The sequence below is a fragment of the Microbacterium sp. 5K110 genome (genome assembly GCF_005774735.1).
Lineage (GTDB): Bacteria > Actinomycetota > Actinomycetes > Actinomycetales > Microbacteriaceae > Microbacterium.
Genome location: NZ_VBUM01000021.1, coordinates 23418 through 44017, shown reverse-complemented (window position 1 = coordinate 44017; position 20600 = coordinate 23418). Strand labels below are relative to the sequence as shown.

18 protein-coding genes and 1 tRNA gene are annotated in these 20600 nt (G+C 67.5%); 10 read left to right on the top strand and 9 right to left on the bottom strand.

All coding sequences use genetic code 11. From position 1 onward, the window contains the following. The 6 genes from FE256_RS07205 to FE256_RS07180 form a co-directional block, all read left to right on the top strand. Positions 1-1421: multicopper oxidase family protein (locus FE256_RS07205; protein ID WP_138174197.1), on the top strand; the 1421-nt coding region annotated here is incomplete at its 5' end. 143 nt (positions 1422-1564) lie between these two features. Continuing rightward, on the top strand, positions 1565-1777 hold the full coding sequence (locus FE256_RS07200; RefSeq protein ID WP_067121084.1) for a YHS domain-containing protein: 213 nt from the start codon (positions 1565-1567) through the stop codon (positions 1775-1777). Between the two features lie 62 nt (positions 1778-1839). Beyond that, positions 1840-3045, top strand: coding sequence for an FAD-dependent oxidoreductase (locus FE256_RS07195; protein ID WP_067121082.1), 1206 nt, complete (start codon positions 1840-1842; stop codon positions 3043-3045). An 18-nt stretch (positions 3046-3063) separates the two neighbouring features. Next, on the top strand, positions 3064-5238 hold the full coding sequence (locus FE256_RS07190; RefSeq protein WP_067121080.1) for a heavy metal translocating P-type ATPase: 2175 nt from the start codon (positions 3064-3066) through the stop codon (positions 5236-5238). An 18-nt stretch (positions 5239-5256) separates the two neighbouring features. Beyond that, positions 5257-5571, top strand: a complete 315-nt coding sequence (locus FE256_RS07185) for a metal-sensitive transcriptional regulator (RefSeq protein ID WP_067121078.1) — start codon at positions 5257-5259, stop codon at positions 5569-5571. A gap of 58 nt (positions 5572-5629) precedes the next feature. After that, positions 5630-5700, top strand: a tRNA-Cys gene (locus tag FE256_RS07180). Between the two features lie 29 nt (positions 5701-5729). On the opposite strand, the gene FE256_RS07175 is transcribed toward FE256_RS07180, so the two are convergent. The 3 genes from FE256_RS07175 to FE256_RS07165 form a co-directional block, all read right to left on the bottom strand. Then, the gene (locus tag FE256_RS07175; RefSeq protein WP_354645990.1) at positions 5730-6515 is read right to left on the bottom strand and encodes a F510_1955 family glycosylhydrolase; all 786 of its coding nucleotides are present in this window, start codon (positions 6513-6515) and stop codon (positions 5730-5732) included. Positions 6516-6640: 125 nt separating this feature from the next. Beyond that, complete coding sequence (locus FE256_RS07170; RefSeq protein WP_067121076.1) at positions 6641-7252, bottom strand: DUF305 domain-containing protein; 612 nt, start codon at positions 7250-7252, stop codon at positions 6641-6643. Positions 7253-7331: 79 nt separating this feature from the next. Next, positions 7332-7757, bottom strand: a complete 426-nt coding sequence (locus FE256_RS07165) for a DUF6153 family protein (protein WP_067121074.1) — start codon at positions 7755-7757, stop codon at positions 7332-7334. 129 nt (positions 7758-7886) lie between these two features. On the opposite strand from FE256_RS07165, the gene FE256_RS07160 reads away from it, so the two are divergent. Next, on the top strand, positions 7887-8273 hold the full coding sequence (locus FE256_RS07160) for a four-helix bundle copper-binding protein (protein WP_067121088.1): 387 nt from the start codon (positions 7887-7889) through the stop codon (positions 8271-8273). A gap of 45 nt (positions 8274-8318) precedes the next feature. Here FE256_RS07160 and FE256_RS07155 read toward each other — a convergent pair whose 3' ends face one another. Next, positions 8319-9260: a cation diffusion facilitator family transporter gene (locus tag FE256_RS07155; RefSeq protein ID WP_067121073.1), complete on the bottom strand. Its 942-nt coding sequence runs from the start codon at positions 9258-9260 to the stop codon at positions 8319-8321. A gap of 93 nt (positions 9261-9353) precedes the next feature. Here FE256_RS07155 and FE256_RS07150 point away from each other — a divergent pair, with 93 nt between their 5' ends. Genes FE256_RS07150 through FE256_RS07140 form a run of 3 tightly spaced genes read left to right on the top strand, consistent with a single transcriptional unit; the run spans position 9354 to position 11608 of the window. Continuing rightward, complete coding sequence (locus tag FE256_RS07150) at positions 9354-9959, top strand: TetR/AcrR family transcriptional regulator C-terminal domain-containing protein (protein WP_067121071.1); 606 nt, start codon at positions 9354-9356, stop codon at positions 9957-9959. Between the two features lie 48 nt (positions 9960-10007). Continuing rightward, positions 10008-10388, top strand: coding sequence for an ArsR/SmtB family transcription factor (locus FE256_RS07145; RefSeq protein ID WP_067121069.1), 381 nt, complete (start codon positions 10008-10010; stop codon positions 10386-10388). Then, positions 10385-11608, top strand: coding sequence for an MFS transporter (locus FE256_RS07140; RefSeq protein ID WP_101305188.1), 1224 nt, complete (start codon positions 10385-10387; stop codon positions 11606-11608). The genes FE256_RS07145 and FE256_RS07140 overlap by 4 nt, the downstream gene beginning before the upstream one ends. Positions 11609-11876: 268 nt before the next feature. Here the strand turns inward: FE256_RS07140 and drmC are convergent, their stop codons facing one another. From drmC to FE256_RS07115, 5 genes are all read right to left on the bottom strand, one after another. Continuing rightward, positions 11877-12587: a DISARM system phospholipase D-like protein DrmC gene (gene drmC, locus FE256_RS07135; protein WP_138174195.1), complete on the bottom strand. Its 711-nt coding sequence runs from the start codon at positions 12585-12587 to the stop codon at positions 11877-11879. Next, positions 12577-14607: an MrfA Zn-binding domain-containing protein gene (gene drmB / locus FE256_RS07130; protein WP_138174193.1), complete on the bottom strand. Its 2031-nt coding sequence runs from the start codon at positions 14605-14607 to the stop codon at positions 12577-12579. Before drmB ends, drmC begins: the two co-directional genes overlap by 11 nt. Next, a complete protein-coding gene (gene drmA, locus FE256_RS07125) occupies positions 14607-18320 on the bottom strand; it encodes a DISARM system helicase DrmA (protein ID WP_252370934.1) in 3714 nt (1237 codons plus the stop codon). Before drmA ends, drmB begins: the two co-directional genes overlap by 1 nt. Positions 18321-18381: 61 nt before the next feature. After that, positions 18382-19254, bottom strand: coding sequence for a hypothetical protein (locus FE256_RS07120; protein ID WP_138174191.1), 873 nt, complete (start codon positions 19252-19254; stop codon positions 18382-18384). A gap of 46 nt (positions 19255-19300) precedes the next feature. Beyond that, positions 19301-20572 carry a recombinase family protein gene (locus FE256_RS07115; RefSeq protein ID WP_138174189.1) on the bottom strand — a complete coding sequence of 424 codons (1272 nt, stop codon included), beginning with the start codon at positions 20570-20572 and terminating at the stop codon, positions 19301-19303. Between the last annotated feature and the right edge of the window lie 28 nt (positions 20573-20600).

Below are 20600 nucleotides of genomic sequence, written 5' to 3'. Positions count from 1 at the left end.
CCCCCACCCCCGCCTGGGTCAGCCCGACGGGAGCGGCCGTCGACCGCACCGAACGGGGCCGTGGCGGCACCGGCCGCGTGGTCACCGCGACGCTGACGGCGGCGGCGGCGACCCTCGATCTGGCAGGAACACCCGCGTCCACGTTCTCCTACGGCAGCATCCCCGGGCCTGTCCTGCGCGTCCAGGCAGGAGACACCCTGCAGGCCACCCTGCGCAACACCCTCCCCGTCGACACGTCCGTGCACTGGCACGGCCTGGCACTCCGCAACGACATGGACGGCGTCCCCCCACTCACCCAGACCGCGACCCGCCCCGGCGAGGCGTTCCAATACGAGTTCATCGCCCCCGACCCCGGTACGCACTGGTTCCACCCGCACGTCGGCGCCCAGCTGGACACCGGCCTATACGGGGTGCTCATCGTCGAAGACCCGAATGAGCCGCTGCGCTACGACGACGAATGGGTCATCGTCCTCGACGACTGGCTGGACGGGGTCACCGCCACCCCCGACGCGGTGCTCGAGCAGCTGCGAGAAGGAATGGGCGACATGGGCGGGCACGGCGACATGTTCATGCGGATGGGGAACATGCTGATGGGCGCCGACTCCGACCTACTCGGCGGCGACGCCGGCGACGTGTACTACCCGCACTACCTGATCAACGGCAAACCCGCCGCCGACCCCGCCCAATTCACCGGCACGCCCGGCACGCGGGTACGGATCCGGCTGATCAACGCCGGCGGCGACACCGCGTTCCGCGTCGCCATCGGCGGGCACCGGCTGACCGTCACCCACACCGACGGGTTCCCCGTCGACCCGGTCGCTGCCGATAGCGTCCTGGTGGGAATGGGGGAACGCTACGACGTGATCGTCACCCTGGGCGACGGTGCGTTCCCCCTGGTGGCGGAGGCCGAAGGCAAGCGGGAACGCGGCTTCGCCATCATCCGCACCGGCAGCGGACAGGCGCCCACCCCGGACGCGGACATCGCCGAACTGGGCGAAGGCCGCGTCGTCGCGGTGGCGAGCATGCTCTTCGCCGCACCCGAGGTCACCCTCGACCGTCGTGACGTGGACCGCACCCTCGACCTCACCCTCACCGGCAGCATGGCCAATTACGACTGGGGGTTCAACGGCACCCAGTTCGACATGCACAACCCGTTGCGCGGCGCGCACGCACTGGTCGCGGGGGAACGGGTGCGGCTGCGGGTGACGAACGACACCGACATGTGGCACCCCTTCCACCTGCACGGCCACACCTATCAGCACGCCGGTGGCGGCCCCCGCAAAGACACCTCCATCGTGCTGCCGAACCAAACCCTCGACCTCGAGTTCGACGCCGACAACCCCGGCCAATGGATGACCCACTGCCACAACATCTACCACGGCGAAGCCGGGATGATGACCGTGCTCGCCTACCGCCCCTGAGCACCAGCAGTCCAGGGAATACACGCCACACCCCACCTGTTGTCATACCCGTACAGGGTATAGCCTGGAGGGGTTCGGACGCAGACAAACGAGGCAGCGACGACGGCTGCCGCCCCGGACCCACATCACGGAGAGCAACGGATATGAGCCACGACCATCACCACGAAGCACCCGCCGGCACCCCCGCCGATGACATCGTCACCTGCCCGGTGATGCCCGGCAGCACCGTCAGCAAGAGCACCGCGGAAGCCCAAGGCCTCTACCGGGACTACGACGGGCAGCGGTACTGGTTCTGCTGCTCCGCCTGCGGCCCCCTCTTCGACGCCGACCCCGCCAAGTACGCCACGGCCGCCTAACCGACCACAGGCCGGGGATACCGGTCACCAGCCCCCACATTCGCGAGACGCAAGGAGCAACATTGTCACCCCAGAAGGTCCTCATCCTGGGAGCCGGCGCCGCCGGCGCGGCCGCGGCGCGCGTTCTTCACGGTTCCGGCACGGTGAGCGTCACCCTCGTCGACCGCACCGGACAGGCCCCGTACAACCGCACCCTGGTCAACAAGGGGGTCGCGATCGGGCTGCTCACCCCGGAACAGGTCGTCACCCCCGGGGTGGAGGTCATAAGTGACACCGCGGTCGAGGTCGACCCACAGGGAAAGACCGTGCGGCTCGCATCCGGCCGGATCGAACCGTACGACGCGCTCCTCCTCGCCACCGGCAGCACCCCCCGCTTGCTGCCGGACACGCTGCCCGGCCTGACCGCCGCCACGGAGGCAGGACGGGTCACCACCCTGCACTCCCTGGAAGACGCGGTCGCCGTCCGCGACCTCCTGGGCACGCTTGGCCGCCCCGCGCAGATCGTCATCTCCGGTGCCGGTCTGGTCGCGGCCGAGACCGCCACGCTGCTCCGCGACCGTGGACATCAGGTCACCCTCCTCGCCCGCGCGACCACCCCCGGGGTCAGCGTGTTCGGCGCCGGCGCCGCGGAGCGCCTCGCCGCCGCGCACCGGGAGCACGTGGACGTCGCGTTCGGCCGCACCCTCACCGCCGTCACTGACACCGGCACACAGCTCGAGCTCGCCTTGGACGACACCACACAGCTGACGGCGGATCTGCTGATCATCGCCCACGGAACCACCCCGACCGGCCCCGCCCCTTGGGAAGACGGGGTCATCGTGGACGGGAAGCTGCGCACCGCCACCCCCGGCGTCTACAGCGCCGGCGGGGTCGCCGCACACTATGACACCACCCTGGGCGCCTGGCGCATCGATCACTGGTCGGACGCGGCCGCGCAGGGTGAACATGCCGCACGCACCATGCTCGCCGACCTCGGCGCCGGCACCCACCCGGGCGACTACCAGCCCCGCGCCCCCTTCACGGCAACCGTGCACGGCATGATGGTCGCCGGTGCCGGGATCACCGGGGGTCACACCTCCGCACGCATCGACACTACCGACCCGCTCCTGGTCGTCCACGAGCATGACGGTGTCCCCGTCGGGGTGCTCGGGCTGGACGCCGTGCCCGCGGTGTTCGGGTGGATGCCGAACCTTCATACTCCTGCCGCGACCGATCCGCAGGACCTCGCCTCCGCGGGAACCGCGACGGCAGACTCACACCAACGCTAGGCACAGGGAAGTGAACCGATGACTGACCCGCACGCACACCACACCGACCACCCCACCGGCAAGGCCGCCACCGCCACCGGGGGAGACACCCGCCACGGCGACCACACCCCCGAGCCGCCCACCCAGCACGACACCCACACCGGCCACGGCACGCAGGCCAGCCACGGGGACCACGCAGGTCACGATGGTGGTGGCCACGGCGGCGGGCACGGTGGGCACGGGGATCACGTCGGCCAGTTCCGGCGACTGTTCTGGATCAACCTGATCATCGCCGTCCCGGTCGTGGCGTTCTCCCCGATGTTCGCGATGATCCTCGGCTACACCGTCCCCGACTGGGCACTGTTCATCGCCCCCGTCCTCGGCACCGTCATGTACGCGTGGGGCGGGTGGCCGTTCCTGACCGGTGCGGTCAGCGAACTCCGCTCCCGCAAACCCGGCATGATGCTGCTGATCGGTCTGGCCATCACGGTCGCGTTCTTCGCGTCCTGGGGCGCCACCCTGGGCCTGCTGCACCACGAGCTGGAGTTCTGGTGGGAGCTGGCGCTGCTGATCGTGATCATGCTGCTCGGTCACTGGATCGAGATGCGCTCCCTCGCCCAGACCAGCTCCGCGCTGGACACCCTCGCGGCGCTGCTCCCGGATGAGGCAGAGCGCGTCGAAGGGGACCAGATCGTCAAGGTCTCACCCGCCGACCTGCAGGTCGGGGACGTGGTGGTGGTCCGCCCCGGCGGCAGCGTCCCCGCCGACGGGAAGATCGTCGACGGCCGCGCCGACATGGACGAGTCCATGGTCACCGGTGAATCCCGCCCCGTCGCCCGCGGCACTGGCGACCCCGTTACCGCGGGCACCGTCGCCACAGACTCCGGCCTTCGCGTGGAGGTCACCGCCACGGGGGATGAGACCACCCTCGCGGGTATTCAGCGGCTGGTCACGGAGGCACAGAACTCGTCCTCTCGGGCGCAGCGGATCGCCGACAAGGCGGCGGCGCTGCTGTTCTGGTTCGCGCTGGGCGCCGCCGCGATCACCGCGGTGGTGTGGACTGTCGTCGGCAATCCCGATGCGGCGGTCGTGCGCACCATCACCGTGCTGGTCATCGCCTGCCCGCACGCGCTGGGCCTGGCGATCCCGCTGGTGGTGTCCATCGCCACTGAGCGCGCCGCCCGTGGCGGGGTGTTGGTGAAGGACCGGCTCGCGCTCGAGAGCATGCGCACCGTCGACACCGTGCTGTTCGACAAGACCGGCACCCTCACCAAGGGCGAGCCCACCGTCTCCGCCGTGGAACCGGTCGGTGACCTGGACGCTGACCAGGTGCTCGCGATCGCCGCGGCGGCCGAGGCCGACAGTGAGCACCCGCTCGCTAGGGCCATCGTTCGCGCCGCGAAGGACAAGAACCTGACCCTGCCGAAGGCGACCGGGTTTTCCTCTTCCCCGGCGGTCGGTGTCACCGCGACCGTCGACGGTGCGGAGATCCGTGTCGGCGGTCCCCGTCTGCTCGAGGACGTCGGTGCCAGCGAGGTCGACACGGCGGACGCGTGGCGTAGCGAGGGCGCGATCATCCTGCACGTGACCCGGGACGGAAAAGTCATCGGCGGGCTCAAGCTCGCCGACGAGATCCGCCCCGAGTCCCGTGAAGCCGTCGATGCCCTGCACAAGCTGGGTGTCCAGGTGGTCATGATCACCGGCGACGCCGAAGCCGTCGCGAACGCCGTCGGCGCCGAGCTGGGCATCGACCGGGTCTTCGCGCACGTGCGCCCGGAGGACAAGTCCAGCAAGGTCGCCGAGCTGCAGAAGGAGGGCCGCAAGGTCGCGATGGTGGGCGACGGCGTCAACGACGCCCCCGCCCTCGCGCAGGCCGACGTCGGCATCGCGATCGGCGCCGGCACCGACGTCGCGATCGCGTCCGCCGGGGTCATCCTCGCGAGCTCCGACCCGCGCAGTGTGCTGTCGGTGATCCAGCTGTCGCGTGCGGCGTACCGGAAGATGAAGCAGAATCTGTGGTGGGCTGCCGGGTACAACCTGATCTCCGTGCCGCTCGCCGCCGGCGTGCTCGCCCCCATCGGGTTCGTCCTGCCGATGTCGATCGGTGCGATCCTGATGTCCCTGTCCACCGTCGTGGTCGCCCTGAACGCGCAGCTGCTGCGCCGCATCGACCTCAGCCCCGAAGCCAGCACCCGCGCAGCGCTGGACAGCTAAACCCGAAGGAACCCGGCCATGACCACACCCGCACCCGACACCGCTCACGCCCCCCACGGGTACATCACCGACAAAGACCGATACCTGAACCGGCTCAAGCGGATCGAAGGTCAAGCGCGGGGCATCTCGAAGATGGTCGATGAAGAGAAGTACTGCATCGACATCCTCACCCAGATCAGCGCTCTGACCAGCGCCCTGCAGGCCGTGGCCGTCGGGCTGCTTGACGACCACCTGAAACACTGCGTGCTCGACGCGGCGCGCATGGAGGGTGACCAGGCGGAGCAGAAGATCAAGGAAGCCAGCGACGCGATCGCCCGTCTGGTCCGGTCCTAACCGGACCAGACGGGCGATCCCACGCTGCTGCGTCCACGTCCCCGGTAAGGGGACACTCGGTGCCTTGGCCGAGCGGTCAGGCAACGGCCTGCAAAGCCGTCTAGACGGGTTCGACTCCCGTAGGCACCTCGCATACGGCCCGTCGCGTGCCCGGCGGGCTATCCGGGCAGAATCGTGATGCCGCTGGTCTCGTCGACGATCACGATGCGGCCCGCGGCGTCCATACCGACCGCCTGCACCCGGCCGTCCACGCGACCTGCCGGCTCCCAGCTCGCGGCACCGGCTCCGGTCACCCAAATCTGCCCATCGGTGCCGACACCGACCACCTGAGTCCGGTCGGCCGCAGCCCCCAACGTGTACAGCAGCGGCGCTTCGGGCCACGCCGCGAAGGACGCACCGCCGTCCGTGCTGATCTGCACACCCTCTTCGGTGGCCGCGATCACCCGTCCGCGACCGTCGACGGCGAGACTGGCCGCTACCAGATCCGCACCGGTAGGTTCCCAGGTCAGCCCGGCGTCGTCGCTGCGGATCACGTCGCTGACGTCCGTGGCGATGGCGTACACCGTGTCATCGGCGCCGGCGGCGAGGGCGTGGAAGTCTTTCTCCCCACCGAACACCACCGACTCCCAACTCACCCCTGCGTCGGTGCTGCGCATCACGCCCAGGTTCGGTGCCCCCCACTCGGCGGGGCTTCCGGGGCCGGGGTGACCGGACGCGATCAGTGTCTGCGAAGTGGCGGTGAGTCCCATCGCGTCGAAGCTGTCCGTGCTGACCCGGCCACCCCACTCCCCGGTGTCGGTGACCTCGTAGATGCCTTCATGCGTTCCCAGGAGAAGCTGGTCAGTGTCCGGGGCGACGACCACCGCGTGGACATGGCTCGGTACCCCGGTGCGCCCGTCCCCAGCCGGCGGCGACGTCGGAGTGTCCGCGCACCCCGCCAGCATCAGGAGGGCGGAAGCAGCGGCGCCCGCCGCCAGTGTCTTCGTATGGACGTGCATACGCGTACCTCCGCGTTCGAAGAGTGGGGGCACCGCGCATGGCAGCGGCGCCCCCACTCGACGGATCGGGCTCAGAGCTGGCCGAGCAGATCCTGCATGGTCTCGATCTCCGCGGACTGTGTATCGACCACGGCTTGCGCGAGCGCCAACGCGTCCGCGTTCTTCCCGTTGGCGAGTTCGGTCTCGGCCATCTCGATCGCCCCCTGGTGGTGGGCGATCATCTGCTCCAGGAACAGGGGTGCCGCCTCGGCCCCGGACGCCGACTCCAGCGCCGCCATGTCCTCGTCAGACATCATCCCGCCGCCGTGCTCCATCTCACCCATGTCCATGTCGTCACTGGACACGCCCCACTCGGCGAGCCATCCCTGCATCGTCTCGATCTCCGGCTGCTGGGCGTCCTTGATCTGCTGAGCCAGATCCAGCACCCGCTGATCAACGTCGCTCTTGGCGAGGATCATGTCGCTCATCTCGACGGCCTGCTCGTGATGCGGGATCATCATCATCGCGAACATCGAATCCGCCATGTTGAAGTCCGCCTCCGCCGATTCCGACGGGGCCGACGACGACCCACCATGATCCATTCCAGGCATGCTGCCTCCGTTGTCCGCGCAGCCGGCCAGGAACAGCACCGCTGCCAGCGGTACGGCCGCGACCGCTGCCAAACGCATCTTCTTGTTCATCATCAGTCCTCTCAAACACTCGTGAAACCCGCGTACGGGCAATGAACCTCACCCCCGCCCCAGAGGGCAGGGACAGTGCGTGTCACGTTCGGCTGATCGACAGCTCCAGGAGTGAGGGAGGCCGGTCCGGGGCCGGCCGGCACCGCGTCACCGGCGGACGCAATGCATGCCGCTCCCACACAGACGACCATGCGGCGCGGGGGACCAGCAGCACGAGGGCGGCTGCCAGCAACGCCAGCACGCACATCATCATCAGAACGTCATGGCCCCCGCTCGGGCTGCACGACGCGCACGCCTCCGCATCCTCATCGCCGGTCGCGGGCGCCGACGAGTGGTGAGGTGCCCCGCCCGGCATCTCGACATTCTCCGAGGTCGTAGGGGCGGTGTGTCCCGAGGAGATCGTGTGCATCCCCATCAACCCGACGATGACCGCTGCAGCGAAGCACACGGCAACCAGCCACCGCACCGGGTGCGGCAGCCGCAGGCGCAACGCGGACAGGCCGATCATCCCGTCCAGCCTACCGTCCGTACCATACCCCCGCACCGTAACCCAAGGGGGTCGCCGGCATCCGGAACAGCGACGTAACGTAACCCCCTCACCGATTCAAAGGAGAAGGCCGTGACCGTCACCGCCCAAATGTTCGACACCCACCCCCGAGCCAACGACATCGCCAACCGAGACGCGCTCCTGGCCTGTATCGACGCGTGCCTCGAGTGCGGCCAGGCTTGTACGACCTGCGCCGACGCCTGTCTCAGCGAGGAGATGGTCGCCGATCTGACCACCTGCATCCGTCTGAACCAGGATTGCGCCGACCTCTGCGACACCACCGCGCGCCTGCTCTCTCGCCACACCGGCACGGACACCACCGTGCTTCGTGCCGCGCTGGAGGCGTTGCGCGCAGCGTGCGCCGCATGCGCCGCCGAGTGCGACACCCACGCGGACATGCACGAGCACTGCCGGGTCTGCGCCGACGCCTGCCGCCGCTGTGAACAGGCCTGCACTAACCTGCTCGCGACGCTCTGACACCCTTCCTCCGCCGACCGCTACCGCGGCGCTGGGGGGCCCGGCTCAGCGGTGGCGGACAAGGGCTGGCTCGTCCTCGGTGAGGTGCGCGGTCTCGATCTGGAAGGTCGAGTGCTGAATCGACACCGGGAAGTGACCGGCCACGCATTCGCGTACCTCGTGCAACACCTCCGCGGCATGCCCGTCGGTGAAGCACTCATCCTCGACCACCACATGCGCGGTCAGGGTGGGCAGGCCAGTGGCGACCGTCGATGCGTGCAGGTCGTGCACGTCGGTGACGTGTTCGAGCTCAAGGATGTGCCGGCGTACCTCGTCCAAGTCGAGCCCGGCAGGGGTGAACTCCATGAGCACCCGGGTGGTGTCGCGCATCAAAATGATCGCGCGCGGCACGATCAGTCCCGCGATCAGGAGCCCTGCAATCGCGTCGGCCTGCTGGAACCCGGTCGTGGCGATCACAATCGCGGCCACGATCACCCCGAGCGAGCCGAGTGCATCGTTGATCACCTCCAGGAACGCTGCCCGCATATTGAAGTTCGCGCCGCGGCTCGAGGAGAGGATCACGATCGCGATCACATTCGCCGCGAGGCCGACGATGCCGAACACGAGCATCTCTCCCGCGGCGACCTCCGGCGGCTCGAACAGGCGTCGGATACCTTCGACGGCGGCGTAAGTGCCCACCACCAGCAGCAGTGCGGCCTGCCCGAGTGCGGCGATCACCTCGATGCGTCGGAATCCCCAGGTCCGCTTCGGATTAGCCGGCCGCAGCATCAGCGTCGCCGCGATCAGCGCGACCAGCAGACCGGACGCGTCGGTGATCGCGTGTGCGGTGTCCGTCAGCAGCGCCAGGCTGCCGGTGACGATGGAACCGATCGCCTGCGCGATCACGATCGTCGCCGTCAGGCCGAACGCGATCCACAGTCGTGCTCGGTGATCCCCGGGCGCTCCTGCCTCGGTAGTCGGTGCACCGTGGTTGTGACCCGCACCCATGTCCCACTCCTTACTTGGTCAGTGACCAATTTCCTTGATCGGTGACCAAGATACTACAGTGTTGGTCACTGACCAAGCTCGGAGGAGAGACCTGTGGCCGACCGACTATCCCGCCGCGACGTCATCCACGCCGCCTTGGCCCTGCTCGATCGCGGCGGGGCGGACGCCATCACCCTCCGTGGGATCGCCCGACATCTCGACGTTCACCTCAACTCGGTGTCGCTGCAGGTGGGGAGCAAAGCGCGCCTCTTCGACCTGATGGCAGACGCCATTCTCGGCGAGCTCTCCTTCGACGACCTCCCACACCCGCCGATCGACCGGGTCAAAGAGATCTTCCGCCGCTACCGCCAGGTCCTTCTGAACCACCGCGACGGCGCACATCTCGTCTCGGGTACGAGGGTCTCCGAAACCAACACCCTGCGGCTAGGGGAGGCGGTGATTGCCGCGCTGCTCGATGCCGGCGTCGACCCCGACCTCGCCGTCACCACCTTCTGGAGCCTCAACTACCTCGTGGTCGGACTCGTCCACGAAGAACAGACCACCCCCGAGGACGGCGCCCACCGCTTCGAGCAGGAACTCGCCGCACATTCGTTCCCCGCACTCACCAGCGTCCGCGATCTCTTCCTCGACGACAACGCCGCCGCACACCTTGAATTCGGCATGGACGCGCTCCTGCACCGCGCCCGCCACCTCGACTGAGCATCATCGTCAGCGGCGAGCCATCCCTCCATATGGAAGAATCTGCGTATGAATGCAGATAACGTGACATGCGGCCGCGACCCCGACAGCCTCTACGTAGAGCTCGCCGTCGAGGTCTTCGCGATGCTCGCTGACGCCACCCGCGTGCGGATCATCCTCGCGCTCGAGGGAGCCGGGGAGTTGTCCGTGAACCACATCGCCGACATCGTCGACAAGTCACCCGCCGCCGTCTCCCAGCATCTCGCCAAGCTGCGCCTGGCCCGTATGGTCACCACCCGACAAGACGGCACCCGCGTGTTCTACGCCCTCGCCGACGAACACGCGCGCCAGCTGGTCACGGACGCGATCTTCCAAGCCGAGCACTCCCTCGGTGGCGCCGCCCCGCACCACCACGCCGGAGCCGACGCCAGCCGCCCTGTGGCGCCATGATCACCGTCTTACGCAACGGCACCTACCGGGCGCTGTTCTTCGCCCAGGTCATCGCCCTTGTCGGCACCGGCCTGCTCACCGTTGCCCTCGGACTGCTCGCGTTCGAGATCGCCGGAGATGCCGCCGGATCGGTGCTCGGCACCGCGTTGACGATCAAGATGGTCGCCTACGTCGGCGTCGCACCCCTGGTTGCAGCGCTCGTGGACAGGCTCCCCAAGAAGGCCGTTCTGGTCGGCGCCGACGCCGTTCGACTCGCGATCGCGTTCACCCTGCCCTTCGTCCAGGACACCTGGCAGATCTACGTGCTCGTGTTCGTGCTGCAGTCCGCGTCCGCGACCTTCACCCCCGCCTTCCAATCACTCATCCCGAGCGTGCTGCCCGACCCCCAGCAGTACACTCGTGCCCTCGCGCTGTCACGCCTCGCCTACGATCTCGACTCGATCCTCAGCCCCGTCATCGCCGCAGCCCTACTTGCCGTGATCAGCTACAACAACCTGTTCGTGGGCACCGCCGTCGGCTTCGCCGCCTCCGCCACCCTCGTCCTCATCGCCCGCCTTCCCGCACACGTACCCGATGCGTCCACCGGCACGTTCTGGGAGCGGCTGCCAACCGGGCTGCGCGTGTTCGCCCGCACGCCCAGCCTCCGCTTCCTGATGGCCGCCAACGTGGTCGTCGCGGCCGGCACCGCTATCGTCCTGGTCAACTCCGTCGTCTACACCAAAGGCGTGTTCGACCTGGATGACACCGCCCTCGCCCTCGCCCTCGGCGCGTATGGGGTCGGTTCCCTGATCATTGCCCTCAACGTCCCGTGGATCGTCGACCGCATCGGTGTCTTGTGCGCCATGAGCATCGGTGCCTGGACGCTTGTTTCGGGTCTGATCGCGGCCATCGCGATGACGATTATCGCCACGACCACGGGAGAGGGCTGGTGGATGCTGCTTGCCACCTGGGCGTTGCTCGGTGCCAGTACCTCGCTGATTAACACCCCTTCGTCACGGCTTCTAGCCGACGCGTCCACCCCCGCTAACCGCAACCTGGTATACACCGCACAATTCGCACTTTCGCACGGCTGCTTTCTGGTTAGCTACCCGATCGCGGGCTGGCTCGGTGTCATTGGACTGCCCATCGCGGCTAGCGCGCTGCTCGGATTCGCCATCGTCGGCGTTACCGCCTTGGCTGTGCTGTACAAACCAGCAGGTACCGTCGTCACCACTCTGTAAACGATGAGCTGCGAGCACATGTTTCTGGCGGGTGTCGTCAGCTCGAACCGCGATGGACAACTCGAGGAGTAGACACACGCGTTGGACGCGGACACTTTAGCCGCGATTCCTCGGTCTCGTCGAGTCGTCGTGGACATCTCTGAGCGGTTCCTACAGGTGTAGGGATTTTTCTGAGATGTCCGTTTCGCGAGTGAAATGTCCACGCGATGTCCATCTGGACATTTCTCGATGCCAAGGCGCCGGTGAGCGGTCGCCCATAACCGGATGCTCAGACCGTGATGAGCTCGAACAGCGAACCGTGTTTGGTCATCATCGTCGCCTCGACCGAGGTGGCGAGGGCGGTGTCACGGACGAGGATTCCAAACTCAATGTTCTTGTTCTCGGCGGAGTAGCTGAAGTTCGCACTCGTGATGAGTAGAAGCTCGTGGTCGACCACTATGAATTTGGCGTGGCTGACCACTGGCTTGCCGTTCGGCAAAACCGCTGAGCGGTAGACAGTGGCCTTCGGAAGCTGGGCCTTGACTGTGGCGCCGTCGGCAACCCCGGCGTCCACGTACACGGTGACGACGACGCCGGGCTGTTCGGAGGCAGCCTTCAACGCGGTCCACATGTTCGACGTGTCCTGAAAGTTGTAGGTCGCCGCTGTGACCGATTGACGGGCCGCTCCGACGATGCGGTGGAACTCGCTGGTGAGATGCCCGGTGTTGGCCTCGTTGCCTGGCATCGTCCACACAGGTGTTAGCTCGCGCAGCATCGTCTTCGCTCCGGCGATTGCGCGCAGCACGCTCCCGGCCTTCTCCCGTTCGGCCGGGCTGAGTCCCGCGTCGGTCAATAACATCCTGACTTGATCGCGCCGGCTGATCGCGATCTCGCGCACGGCAACGCTGACTGGCGTACCGCTCTCGAACTGCAGCGCGAGCCGTTCCGCTTCAGTCGCGGTCAGGAACCTGCCGAGTTCGGTGAGCGGGTCAGAGGCCATGGATGCTGCCGAAGAACCCGGGGACGACCGGGCCGTTCGCGGTCGGGAGGTCGAGGAGGAATCGGCGGTCGAGGAATCGGTTGGCCTTCTCGCAGGAGGTCTCCGAGGCGAAGGAGCAGGTGTGGCAGGCCGCGCCGTGGAGGAAGTCCTCTGGGTCCGATGGGGTGCGCTGGGCGCAGACCGGGTCGGAGGAGCACCGCGCGGCCCGGCGCAGCGCCGATAGAACGATGTTCTGGAGCTTTGCCGGTTCCGACAGCGCAACCAGCCCGCCGAGCGTTCCCTCGCTGTCGGATGCGGTCGTACAGATGAGCAGCCCTGCTGCCGCCTCACGCCCGGGCTCCTCGCGCCAGGCGTAGACGCGCTCGGTGAGACTGGCGGCGCCGTAGCCGGAGTACATCGCCATCTCGCGGATGAGGATGTGCGACAGCGTGTGGACGAGCCAGTACCGGGGACCGGGCAGTCGAGTGTCAGGATTGACGGCGGCGGCGGTCTCGGAGAAACGCCGAGCGAAGTTGCGGCGGTGGGCCTCGACGTGGGCGTCCCACAGCGGGGTGGATTCGATGTGTCGTTCCCACTGTCCGACGGCGTCGAGGTCGAGTTGCAGGAAGATGCCTTCGCCGCGGTCCTCGGTTGCAGGTACCCAGGTGGGCTTGCCGTTGCGGGTGAGTTCGACCAGGCGTGAGGCGACGTCGTTGACCCGGTCCATCTCATCGAGGCGAGTGAAGCCGAGCACCGCGTTGACCTTCTTCATCCGGTTTACGCCGACGACCCGTTGGATGCGCGGATGCAGGTCCGGGCCGCGCTGCATCTCGGTGACCATCAGTCCGGTGTTGTTCTGCTGTTCGGGGAACAGTGCCGGCTTCTGCAGGTACCGCCATTCGGGGATGAGTAGTTCGATCGGGTCCCAATTGGCGCGGCGCTCTTCGCGGGCCTCTTCCGATTCGGGAGGTGCCAGCACGTCGGCGACGGCGGTGGCGATGTCGACGTCGGAGAGTCCGGTGACGTCGATGTTGTGTGCTCCGGCGAGTGCGCGGATGACTGGGATCTGGTCGGCGAACTGCTTGATCTGGTCGACGCCGAGTTCGACCCGCAGATGATCGGCGAGTGCCTCCTTCTCCTCGGCCTCGGACCGGGGCATGACAATGATGCTCTGGGTCGAAGAGAACCAGAGGTTCGAGGCGCCCATCATGATCAGCGCGGGCTGGGCCTTGCAGCTGGGGAAGAACGCGCCGAGGTGCGGATGGCGACCGCGACAGGTCTGGGGAAGCTTCTCCCTGCCCTTCGCGCCCTGGGCCTCAGCCATGCCGCGCGTGGCGTTGCAGGACTGGCAGATGATCGTGGAGCCGACGCTCTTGCCGACGTTGGCGTCACGCATCTTCAGGTCGGGGTTCTCTGCGACGGGGCACCTCTGACCCTTGTGCACCCACAGCGTGTACGGAAACTCGTCGAGGTGTCCGTTGGTGCAGGTCAGCAGATGCTGCGCCGGGACGGCCGGGCCGCCTTCGCGCCGCCCTCGCCCGCCGCGCCCGGGGCAGGGCTTGTGGGTGAACTGGGCGAGGTCGGGCCGGAACGGGTGCGTGTTCGTGTAGGTGAACCGCGTGAGCGGGCCGAGGTAGTCGCAGCCCGTGCAGCGGAACCACTGCGGGAACACCCGGGCGGGTAGACCGAGGTCGGAGCCCTCGGTCGACATCGAGCCCTTCTTCGGCTGCCACGGGAACGGACGCAGCGCGTCGACCTGTGGGCCGAGATGGAGCCGGACGACGTTGAGTAGGCGCGGTTCAAGGATGGTCGGGACGACCTCGCGGCGCTTCCAGATCGGCTCCCAGTCATCCAGCCCGGCGGGCATCACTGAGAAGCTCGGCAGGTCCATGATCGCGCCCGGACCGTATGTGTACAGCAGGGACGAGGGCCGCGCCGAGCCGACCTTGGCCCGGTTCTTCGCCAAGCCCTCGTCGGCGTCGCCGAGCGGGTCGAGGGCGTCGTTGTTGTCGGCCAGTGCGGCGATGGTGGTGTCAGTCATCAGTCGTCCTCCCCGGCGGGCATCGCCCAGTCGTCCACACCCGCGGGGGTTCTGGCGAAGAGTCGGTCTGGTATCGGCGAGACCAGGATGTTGATCTCGGGCTGCACCTCGCGCATCGAGTTCGCGATCACGAACGGTGCTTCGGTCGAACTGCCGACCTTGGCCCGGTGGTTCTCGGGGCTGATGATCAGAGGCAGGTACTTGTCGCCCTCACCCGTGCGTTCGTAGACGAGGGTTTGGTGCCGCTCCTTGGCGTACCCGGCCCGGCTTGTCCAGCGGTCGACGCGGTTGATGAGCAGGTCGCTCGCCTTCTTGGTGAGGTCGTCGTCCTGCGACGCCGCAAGGATGCGGCCCTTTAGTCGGTCAATGATCGCCACGACGGCGGGGTGCTGCGAGCTGATCTTCCCTGCCTCCCGTTCGGGCGAGAGGCCGTCGGAGATGGTCGCCTGTGCGACGCGCGCAGCACTGACCAGCAATCCGTCGATGCCGCGCTCCAGCGACGTGGGCGAGAACGGCGTGACCGACAGGGCCTCGACTTGCTTGTAGAAGGTGTCGTGGTAGTGCCGGAACTGCTCGAAGTGGGCGAGGTCACGCGGCCGAGCCCAATTCCCGAGTGACACGACCAGGCCGGGGCGGGCCGCGTCTCGGCCAACGCGTGAAGATGCCTGGATGTACTCAGCGGTGTTCTTCGGCTGGCCGACCACGAGCATGAGGCCGAGCCGCTGAACGTCCACGCCCACCTGGAGCATCGACGTCGCGAGCACCACATCGAACGGGGCGTCGCCGTCACGCTTGGGCGCAGCCTTGTCTTCGCGCCGCAACGCGATGCGGGTCTGGAACGCGGCGGTCGTGTCGTAGCCTGGGTCGAACTCCAGCCCGAGCTTGTCAAGCGTCTTGCCGATATCGGCACCCGAGATGCGCGAGGTCAGCTCGGCTACGTTGAGGTTCCCGAACGCAGTTCCATATCGGCGCGGGAAACTGGAGTCGCGCCGTGGGTTGCCCACGCGCGTGCTCACATCGTCGTCCACATAGCGGCGCATACCGGCGAGCTCGCGGGTGGCGTTGAAGTACCCGACGAGGGTCATGTATGGGTCGGCCTCGATGCCGGTTCGGTCGAGCAGCAACTGTCCGGCCAGGAGCAGCACCTCGGCGAGGCGGATCTCGGCACTCGACAGGCGTACGCCCGGCGCGCTCACGCCGATGTAGCGCCGTCCAGGGTTCTGATCGGAGACCTCGACCTCGCGGGAGAAGAACGTGTCGGCGACGTCGAGCACCTGTGGCGGGAAGATCTCCACCTTGCGGCCGTAGAGCTGACGCACCTGCTCGACTGCGTTCCGCACGGTCGCCGTGGAGGCGACGATCAGCGGCTTGACCGGCTTGCCTTCGGGGGTCTCCCACGAGCACAGCGTCTCGACCGCGACCTCGAACAGGCCCACTGCGGTGCCGAGCGCTCCGGTGATGAGGTGCAGCTCGTCCTGGATGATCAGGTCTGGCGGGCGCAGACGGCTGACGGGTATGACGGTCGCGGCCGGATGACCGTTGTTCGCCGGGTGCGATTGCACCGTGCAGCCGGTGTAGTCGGAATGCACGTACCCGTGCCGCCCGCAGCGCTTGCTGACGAAGCCGAACAACGATGCCGCCTCGCCCTCGCGCGCGAGCCGGGCGAACTTGTCGACGGTGGCAATGACGAATGCCGGGGTGAGCCGGTAGATCTCCTCATCAACCGTCAGCACGGGGAGGCCTTCCGGCACACCGCCGCCCTTGGAGAACGGGCAGCGGCCCAGTTCGTCGCCGCAATGCACGAAGACGCGACGGCTCGTAGCGTCGCCCTTTACGTTTGCCGGGGTGATCTCGGTACCGCACCACGGGCAGCGCTGAATCTGAAGGACCGTGAGCCGGTGCGAGGCCCCGTCGTTGACCTTCTTGAGCTGCTCGTCCGCCTCTTCGAACCGCTTGGGGCTGACATCCGTGCCGACCCACAGGCCGATGCGGAACGGTTCCGCACCCCACGTCGCCTCATCCTCACGGCGCGCGAGCTCGGCGGCACAGATCAGTGCGGTGGCACGCTGGAACTGCTGTGCCGTCAGCAGCCGCAGCGTGTAGCGCATAAGTACGGCCACGCCGTCGCCACCGTTGAGCGGCCCGTCGGCTGACTGCACGACGGCCTGGCGTCGGCGGATCGCGAACGTATAGGCAGCAAGACCGAGGTATGCCTCGGTCTTGCCACCACCGGTCGGGAAGAACAGCAGCTCGACGCGAGCCTGATGCTCCGCGCTGCGCAAAGGTTTCGTCGGGTCAATGAGCGCGCCGAGCTGCATGAGGATGAACGCGAGCTGGAACGGCCGCCACGAGGCCACCGGCTTCCCGTTGGCCTCGGACGCCTCGAGGTTCGCCCGCGCGTCCTTGATCGACAGCGTGGAGTCGGACTTGCGGGCCTCAGCGACCTGGGAGGCGAGGCGCTGGTCACGCATCACACGGTTCATGAACTGGAAGCACTCGAGCGCGGTCGCATCCGATGCGACGAATCCCAGACCGGTCACGAGACGGTGGTGGGCCTGACGCGCTTCCCACAGCGCCACATCGGCGGTCTCACGCAGATGGGCGGGGAGTTGCGCCGCGACGCCGTCCTGCCGGTCGAGCCACGCTCCGTACCCGGACACCAAGGGCGCGAGCCAGGCGCGTAGCTCGTCGGGGGTGGCGGATGCCAGTGCCTTCATCGACAGGGTCGCGCCCTCTACCTCGCCGGCCCTAGTCTGTGGAGTCTCAGCCTTCGGCAGCCAGGTCGTCGACACCGACGTCGCTCGGCGCGAGCCCTTGCGCACGACCCAGTCGGCCGAGCAGGTACGGCCGATCGCGAACTCCAGCCGGTCTTTGTACTGAAGGTCGAGCCGCCGCACCTTGTCGTCGTGTTCGGGCCAGTCCTGCTCCAGCACGTCCCGCACGGGAAGGAACGCCTCGTCGCCGCCAGCGTCGATGAGCAGCTTCGTCTGGAACATCCACATGTTGGACGGGATCGGCAACGGCGTCTCGCGGTCATTGCACAACGCGATCTCCACGAGGACGCGCCCGTACTCCGCGTCGTCGTACCGGTCGATCCGCAGGCAGATCGCATCGCGAAGAACGACCGTCTCGGTGCGCCCCGGAGTCAGCGACGCGAGCGTGATCGTCCGCGTCTCCTCGACCGGCGTGCGTTGGTACTTGCGCACCGGTCGGCCGGTCTTCGTCACCTCATCGGTCTCGACCGTCTCGTACGTGCCCCACGACGCGGTGACATTGAACGACGGCAGGCCGTTCGGGACCTGGAAGCGCAGACCCATCGACGCCGGGATCATCAACCCCTGCTTGGGCGCGCGATCCTCGACGTCATCCTCATCGGCATCGGCTTCGCTCTCGTCGGCCGCAACCGTGGGAACGCCCCGTCCTTCGGTCGCACCGTCTTGGTCGAGACGCACCTCGGCCAGGTCGTCGGCGTCGTGCTGGTCGAGCGCCGACGAGTCGGTGCCCGTGAGCTTCACGGGTGCGATGAGGCCGACGAGGTACATCTGCTTCGGGCTGAACGGCAGCAACTCGTTCTCGCCATGGATCGGCCCGAGCAGTTCGCGTTCGACGATATCGACGAGGTTCTCCCGCACCCCGAACGAGGTGCCCTCCGTCGGGAAGTTGAGCACGTAGCCCGAGTCCGCTGGGGTGGGCGCGTCCGTGCTCTCTGCCATGGGCACCAGTCTGCCGCAGACCACTGACGTTTGATTGGTGTCGCGCCCTAACGAGCGTTCCCTATTTCACTACGCGTACGCCCGCTGTCTCGGACTGGATGGGCGGCACGTCGTGTCGGGTCCAGCCATGGTCTCGACGCCAACGGTAGACCGTTACGGCGTCGTCACGGAAGTGTCGACCGATCCATACTTCGTTCAGGGCGCCGACGGTGGTGAGGTCTCCGTCGGGCGGCCCTTGGTCGAGCGAGCGGACGATCGGGAAGAAGCTCTGCGCATCGAGCCACAGGAAGAGAATGCGCGCGTCCGCAGCCGCCCCTCCCAGCTTGTCGACATCCGAGCGATGGGCGCCAGCCAGCTGCTCCGAGACAAACCGAGGGAGAATCCCACGATCGGTGGGGTCGTAGGTGTATCCGCCGTCGCCGATCGCGATGTGAACCTGGCCGGCAGGCGCCGTCTCGAGCGCCGAACCGAGCGTGATTCCGGCGGCCGCCATGCTCCGGAGCGTCTCGAAATTCGCCGGACGTTTACCCACGGGCTCGAAGAGATGGCGCTGCCAGGAGCGAGTGTTCACCGAGAACTCTTGGCGCGACTCCAGGTCTGCGAGCCACGACTGAACCCCTGCCGCCGTCGCCTGTGAGCTACCGGTGGCGTCCACCATCAGCAGCCATCCGCGCGCAAGACCGCTCACCTCGAGCAGCCCATCGGGCGCCATCTTGAACCATCCCGCGTACGCCCCGATGTCCCGGTGGTCAGCGAGCGTCGACACTTCGACGGCAGTCGTCGCTAGATCCGTGACGATGTCGAAGTCATGGCTACCCGAGGGGGCTCCCTGAACATCCCGCGGCACGATGTGGCGGCCATCGGTGCCGAGCACACCCAGAATGGCTGCCGAGGCGCGCCTCTCGCGTACGTCGAGATCGGTGCCCTTCGCCATGCCGTGCTCAACGCGGAAATGCTGAGAACGTATTCCGGGTCGGTGCCTACAACTCACACCTCCACGTCAGCAGCACACGATCCTCGTCGAAGTAGCGGCCGACAACGCCGCGGCGGACGACGAGGGCGTCGAGCTGAGACACGAGTACTGTGCGTCGCGCCTTGTCGTCGTGGCCGGCGCGCGCCCATGCCTCTTCCACAGCGAGGTCGCCAACCATCGCGTTGCCACGCTCGAGGAGGAGCCGGTCGATCAGGTACGCGTCGAGTGCGGTGCGGCCGATGGTCTGGCGGCAGCTTGGGCAGTAGAGCACCGGTCGCTTCTGGTTCGTGCCTCGGCAGAGGAAGACAGCGCACTCGTCACAGCGTGCGACACGTGACAGGAACGGGCTCGTGGCCTGACGCTCAGACTGCTTTCGGGCCTGCGGCACTGTGCGGGCGTCAAGGAGTCGTTGCAGTGACTCGAACTCGTCGAAGGAGACGATCGCCAGGGCCTCGTTGACCACTGGACGGTCACGGTCATCTCGGAGCACTGCGAACGGGTCGACGCGCTTCGTGCTCTTGGCGCGGCCGGGGTTATGCGGGGTCATTCCGGCGAGCACTGGGTTGCGCAACAGACCGTCGACCGTCTGTCGATTCCACGATGTGCTTCCCGATGTCCGCTCGGCGCGACGCACGGGCAGTGGCGCACCGCTCTTGGTCAGCCACGTGGCGATCGCGTTCACCGTCTCACCCCGCAGGGCCTTGGCGACGGCGTCCGAGAGCCACCCGATTCGCTCGACGTCCTTCATCAGAACTCGCCCGGGGCCGTCAGGGTTCGGCACCGATTGGTAGCCGTACGGGATGCCGCCACCAGGCCAACGGCCGTCCTTGAGAATCTGCGCACGTGCAGCGCGGACGCGGGCGCGGATCGCCTCGGCCTCCATCTCGCCGAAAACCGCGAGCATGACCGCGAACGCGCGCCCCTGGGGGCTGGTCATGTCGATCGGGTCCTCGACGGCGACTAGACCGGCGCCGCGCTTCTGGAGCGTCTCGTCTGCATGGAGGAAGTCGAGCACCCTGCGTGCGAGCCGGTCGACCTTCCAGATGATCACGGCGTCGAAGTCGCGAGCCGCGAGCAGCGACTTCCACCCAAGTCGCTCCTCGGGGCGATTGGCGGTGGCAGAGACGCCGTCGTCGACGAACTCGCCGACGATCTCCCAACCGCGGGCTTCGGCATAGCGACGGCACGACTGGAGCTGACGAGCGATCGAGACGGACTCCTCCTTAGTGACACTGAGGCGGGCGTAAAGGACACATCGACGTACTTGCTTGAGGTTCATCCGGTCAGTCCATCGGCCTTCGTCGGCG

Excerpts from the sequence above, each read along its gene's own strand:
- drmA (WP_252370934.1), bottom strand. The coding sequence starts at position 18,320 with ATGGCAGAGAGCACGGACGCGCCCACCCCAGCGGACTCGGGCTACGTG.
- FE256_RS07175 (WP_354645990.1), bottom strand. The coding sequence starts at position 6,515 with ATGCTGGCGGGGTGCGCGGACACTCCGACGTCGCCGCCGGCTGGGGAC.
- FE256_RS07160 (WP_067121088.1), top strand. The coding sequence starts at position 7,887 with ATGTTCGACACCCACCCCCGAGCCAACGACATCGCCAACCGAGACGCG.
- FE256_RS07115 (WP_138174189.1), bottom strand. The coding sequence starts at position 20,572 with ATGAACCTCAAGCAAGTACGTCGATGTGTCCTTTACGCCCGCCTCAGT.
- FE256_RS07120 (WP_138174191.1), bottom strand. The coding sequence starts at position 19,254 with ATGGCGAAGGGCACCGATCTCGACGTACGCGAGAGGCGCGCCTCGGCA.
- drmC (WP_138174195.1), bottom strand. The coding sequence starts at position 12,587 with ATGGCCTCTGACCCGCTCACCGAACTCGGCAGGTTCCTGACCGCGACT.
- FE256_RS07170 (WP_067121076.1), bottom strand. The coding sequence starts at position 7,252 with ATGATGAACAAGAAGATGCGTTTGGCAGCGGTCGCGGCCGTACCGCTG.
- FE256_RS07165 (WP_067121074.1), bottom strand. The coding sequence starts at position 7,757 with ATGATCGGCCTGTCCGCGTTGCGCCTGCGGCTGCCGCACCCGGTGCGG.
- drmB (WP_138174193.1), bottom strand. The coding sequence starts at position 14,607 with ATGACTGACACCACCATCGCCGCACTGGCCGACAACAACGACGCCCTC.
- FE256_RS07145 (WP_067121069.1), top strand. The coding sequence starts at position 10,008 with ATGAATGCAGATAACGTGACATGCGGCCGCGACCCCGACAGCCTCTAC.
- FE256_RS07200 (WP_067121084.1), top strand. The coding sequence starts at position 1,565 with ATGAGCCACGACCATCACCACGAAGCACCCGCCGGCACCCCCGCCGAT.
- FE256_RS07190 (WP_067121080.1), top strand. The coding sequence starts at position 3,064 with ATGACTGACCCGCACGCACACCACACCGACCACCCCACCGGCAAGGCC.
- FE256_RS07185 (WP_067121078.1), top strand. The coding sequence starts at position 5,257 with ATGACCACACCCGCACCCGACACCGCTCACGCCCCCCACGGGTACATC.
- FE256_RS07140 (WP_101305188.1), top strand. The coding sequence starts at position 10,385 with ATGATCACCGTCTTACGCAACGGCACCTACCGGGCGCTGTTCTTCGCC.
- FE256_RS07155 (WP_067121073.1), bottom strand. The coding sequence starts at position 9,260 with ATGGGTGCGGGTCACAACCACGGTGCACCGACTACCGAGGCAGGAGCG.